The following is a 4533-nucleotide window of genomic DNA, read 5'->3' as shown; positions in this document are numbered from 1 at the left end:
AGCTACTGGCTGTAATTGCTCTAGGCGACAGAACTCCACATCATCTGCCTGAAATTATCCTTAACTGGCATGAAGCCCGAGGCTGAGCCATTGGTTCTGACCCGAATGAGAAAAGCCAGAATCGCTTTGGTTCTGCCTTACATTTCCGCGATCAGCTACAACTTATCTTCAGCTCGGTCGTGTGCCGACAAACCTCCATACAGTAGGCAGCATCACTGATGCCAGCCCCAGCTTTATGGCCGCACCCGGCAAGAAAGGATACAGCCCGGCCGCTAACAGCCTGTCAGCAGGCACAAAGAGAGCCAGCCAAGCCAGACCGCAGACGTAAATGACTATCATTCCCGCAAGCATAGCCAATAAGGACAAATGATACTTGCGGCTGAAGCCGATATCGGCCAGCCACCCGACAACAAATGCCGCCACCAAGAAACCGATCAGATACCCCCCAGTCGGGCCGAGCAAGACTCCCATTCCGGCGTTGCCTCCGGCAAAAATAGGGAGTCCCATAGCTCCTTCTCCGAGATAGGCAAGGACTACTCCTGCCCCGCGCAGGCGGCCGAGCGCTATCGCGATGAGCAAGATGCCGAACGTTTGGCCCGTGAACGGAACCGGAGACCATGGCAGCTGGAACGAGACATATGAAGTTACTACCAGTACAAGGTTGAACCCCAGCAGAAGGGGAATCTCCCGCCAAGTTGAAGGCGATCTAGCCAATGCTCCGTAGATGGTTAGCGCGTGAGCCTGCATAGTACTTCCTCAATTGACATTCTTTCAAGGGAATATATGACGAAGAAGGAGCCTGGGCAAATGAAATCTGTATACCCGGAACTGCCGAGACGAACTTTCGCCTTGACATCATCGAGAGCGACAACTATTCTATCCACAGTTTTGAACTGCTCAGTCATCATGAGTTGGAATACAGGACACTGTGTCTGCCCAGGGCATATTACGGTCGTTCAGCCAGGGTGCTGGCTCCTTGTTCGGAAACGGACTTACCAGGGAGGTTGCAGTACCGTGCTTGGTTAGCCATCAGAGTCACTGAATGATGGTATGTGAGACCAATCTTGGACAAAGGATTATCTAACAAGGCTGGTAAAGGGAGCGGGTGCTCCCCGCGGGCTGCAAACCCGTTGAGGATGCTTCGCAAGTGTCCTGTTCGGTTCGACTCCGAATCCGGCCTTTAGTACACGCTCATGGTTTTTTTGCACTTTGGTTTGGAGGAATTGCTACCGACGGAGGTAAAGAGAACAAATGCTTAAGCCAAACACGGGAGTAGCACAAGTAATTATTTTCTTGGCTGCCATGCTATTTGCACTTCCCAGCTTTGCGCAGGAGGAGCGAATCTATGAACTGGACACCGTCATTGTCGTAACCGCTGCCCGGGCGCCATCGACCTTTTCCGACCTTGCCAGAAGTGTAATTGTTATCGGACGCAGTGAAATAGAAGCAGCTCCGGTGCGTAGCGTCGACGAGCTTCTGGCGAGAGCGCTGGGCGTCGACGTCCGGCGGCGGGGAACGTCGGGCGTGCAGGCCGACGTGTCTATTCGTGGTGGAACGTTCGAACAGACATTATTCCTAATCGACGGGATCAAGGTCAGTGACCCTCAAACAGGCCACCACAATCTCGATTTGCCGGTGGCGTTGGCTGATATTGAACGTATAGAGGTCCTCAAGGGTCCCGGGTCCAAACTGTACGGCCCCAACGCCATGGGAGGGGTTGTCAACATTATTACCAGGCAAGCAGCTGATGAACTGACCCATGTGGAAATAGCGACGGGCGACTTTGGGCTGTTTGAACGCCTGGCGACACTGTCGTATCCGCTGGGCATCACGACTCACCGCCTGACACTTGGCCGGATGAATTCTACCGGGTATCGGAGCAATACTGAATTCGATGCAACCACTTTCGGATATAGCGCCCGCGTTCTCACCGGGGCGGGCCCGATCAGTTTCTCTGCCCGGTACCTGGACAAGGAATTCGGCGCCTATCGGTTCTATTCCGACCTCTTCGCTGACGAGTGGGAGGCGACCAAGACATTGTTCCTTTCAGCCGACGCCAAGCTTGGGATCGGTCGCGCGGTGCTGAGCCCGAAGCTCTTTTGGCGGCGACACAAAGACGATTTCATTCTGGACCGAAACCGCCCCGAGTGGTACCGCAACCGTCATACAACTGACCAATACGGCGTGGAGTTGCTAACCAGCCTGACATCGTTCTGGGGTGTCAGCACCCTTGGTGCGGAGCTGGCCGGTGAAGAGATCAAGAGCACCAATCTGGGCAGCCATTTCCGGACTCGAGGAGGGCTCTTTTTCGAGATGAGTTTGACGCCAATAGCCAAACTGGTCTTTGTACCTGGAGCCACTGTCTACCACTACACCAATTGGGGCTGGAACATCTGGCCCGGTATAGATATGGGATATCAGTTGTCACCCCATGCAAGGTTGTTCTTTACAGTCGGCAAATCCTTCAGGGTCCCAACCTACACTGAGCTTCACTACCAAAGCCCGGCTAACATCGGTAACCCTGACCTTCAACCGGAGAAGTCGTGGACGTATGAAATCGGCACGCGCCTGTGGAGCAGTTCTGTATCAGCCAGTCTGTCCACCTTCGTGCGCAAGGGTACCGACCTTATTGACTGGGCCCGGCACGACCCCAAGGATCCCTGGCAGGTCCTCAATGTTACGCATGTGACAACAAGAGGAGTGGAAATCGGGGCAGCCACAAAACTTAATGAGGCCTGGAGTTGGTCACCAGTAACTGATATCAGCGCGCGCTATACTTTTCTCGATTCTAAGCGTACTGCGGGTGATTGTGAATCCAAATATGTCTTGGATCATCTGCGGCACCAGGTGGTTGTTGACGTTGGCCAGCGGTGGTCCGCGTCGGTGCGACAAAGTTGGAATCTGCGCTATCTCAAGAGGCTTCAAGGGGATGATTATTTTGTGATTGACACCCGGCTTTCATGGAGAGTCGGCAAGGTGAAGTTATTTGCCGAGGCCACAAACCTGTTAGACACGCCCTACACGGAACTGGGCACTGTTCCTACCCCAGGCCGTTGGCTTCGTGCCGGTCTGTGGTTTGACAGTCTACTCGACTGAACGTGTTGAGCCGGTGTGGTAGGAATATGACAAGAAACGATCCTATCCATCAAACTGTGAATTTGCATATGACCTTGCTGGTCTGAGTGAAATCAGAACATCCGTGCCGGTGCCGTGCCATCTGAGTTTCTGCATCGATTTGATGAAATCCGGTACTGCCATCGCAGCAATTAATCCAATCATGACTGTCACTATGACCAGCTCCATCATCGTAAATCCGTTTTGCTTCTTCAGTCGCATTTGATACCGCCTTGTAGCTAGTTGAGCCATCATCACAGCATGTTTCAGCAAGCGGTGTGCCTCTCAGTGCGGTTTCTGAAGATATGCCCTAATCGACTATTAAACAACGGATTCCAGATACGACGATCATGTACTGAAGAGTTCTGATCACAATAGCAGTCCCCTTTTCTGGATACCGTTTAACAGATTACGGAATTACTCCCGCATTAAGTCTAAACAATTGTTTCCGATTGACAATTGTTACGATTGACAATCATAATGAAACGGATATCTTAATAGGAGTTCCGACCGCGAACCTACAGGACGAAAGGCAAAACAATGCAGGCCAATCGATTGATCTTGCCGATAATCATAGCCATTCTTCTCCTCTGGACGGGGGTCGCTGTGAGCAGCGACATATCCGTTGAACTCCCCGATTCCTATGTGAAGCCCAGACCAGCGGAGATAATCTCCAGCAGAACAATCGAGTACCTGAACGCCAAATCAATCGACGGTAGAGTCAAGATTTGGGTCTTTTTCTCGGACCGAGGTATCACGTCGAAGTCAGAGTTCATACAGGCTGCAAGCACTCTATCCGACCGCATCACCGACAGAGCACTCGCGCGGAGAAAGAAGTCGGGCAAGGACAAGTTTACAATAATCGATGTCCCTGTGAAAGCCTCCTACGTGAACGCGGTTGTTGATCTCGGCGCAGAATCTCGCCGAACTTCACGATATCTCAATGCCGCGAGTTTCGAAGTTCCGATATCTCTGCTCGGTGCTATCGCGAATCTGCCATTTGTCGTTGAGATCCGTCCTATGATTGGGGCCAAGAAAACATACCCGTCCGAGACCGGAACAACAAAAGATGGTTCATCTGAGAGCCTCAACTCTCCCGACCTGAACTATGGCGCGTCCTTTGATCAACTGAACCAAATAAATGTGATACCGGCACATAATGCCGGTTATGCCGGCCAGGGAGTCATTGTCGCGATGTTTGACTCAGGCTTCCGCACAACTCATCGCGTCTTTCAGGACATTATGTTTACCGGCAGGCTCTTGGCGGAGTATGACTTTGTATTTGATGACGGAAATGTTGACAACGAGCCCGAAGACTGGTCAATCGCCTGGAATCATGGCACAAAGACATGGTCAACTCTTGGAGGATTATGGGATGCCAACCACTACGGTCCAGCGTATGGTGCTAGGTTCATTCTT

General features: G+C 52.1%; 4 protein-coding genes and 1 tRNA gene. 3 read left to right on the top strand and 2 right to left on the bottom strand.

Annotated features, from left to right (window positions below; translation table 11 throughout):
* Positions 1-168: 168 nt before the first annotated feature.
* On the bottom strand, positions 169-747 hold the full coding sequence (locus tag KKH67_14050) for a biotin transporter BioY (GenBank protein ID MBU1320302.1): 579 nt from the start codon (positions 745-747) through the stop codon (positions 169-171).
* 340 nt (positions 748-1087) lie between these two features.
* Here KKH67_14050 and KKH67_14045 point away from each other — a divergent pair.
* Both KKH67_14045 and KKH67_14040 read left to right on the top strand, forming a co-directional pair.
* Positions 1088-1176, top strand: a tRNA-OTHER gene (locus KKH67_14045).
* Between the two features lie 75 nt (positions 1177-1251).
* On the top strand, positions 1252-3096 hold the full coding sequence (locus KKH67_14040) for a TonB-dependent receptor (GenBank protein MBU1320301.1): 1845 nt from the start codon (positions 1252-1254) through the stop codon (positions 3094-3096).
* 42 nt (positions 3097-3138) lie between these two features.
* Here KKH67_14040 and KKH67_14035 read toward each other — a convergent pair whose 3' ends face one another.
* Entirely contained in the window at positions 3139-3336 is a 198-nt protein-coding gene (locus KKH67_14035) for a type II secretion system GspH family protein (protein ID MBU1320300.1), read from the bottom strand.
* A 384-nt stretch (positions 3337-3720) separates the two neighbouring features.
* Between KKH67_14035 and KKH67_14030 the strand changes: the two genes are divergently transcribed.
* Positions 3721-4533 (top strand): hypothetical protein (locus tag KKH67_14030; GenBank protein ID MBU1320299.1); only part of this gene is annotated, 813 nt, incomplete at its 3' end.

It is taken from the genome of Candidatus Zixiibacteriota bacterium (assembly GCA_018820315.1).
GTDB lineage: Bacteria > Zixibacteria > MSB-5A5 > JAABVY01 > JAHJOQ01 > JAHJOQ01.
The sequence above is the reverse complement of the archived record's forward strand: the minus strand, read 5'-3'. Positions and strand labels throughout refer to the sequence as shown.

Bases quoted from the DNA above. Each gene is read 5' to 3' on its own strand.
- KKH67_14035 (MBU1320300.1), bottom strand. From the start codon at position 3,336: ATGCGACTGAAGAAGCAAAACGGATTTACGATGATGGAGCTGGTCATA.
- KKH67_14040 (MBU1320301.1), top strand. From the start codon at position 1,252: ATGCTTAAGCCAAACACGGGAGTAGCACAAGTAATTATTTTCTTGGCT.
- KKH67_14050 (MBU1320302.1), bottom strand. From the start codon at position 747: ATGCAGGCTCACGCGCTAACCATCTACGGAGCATTGGCTAGATCGCCT.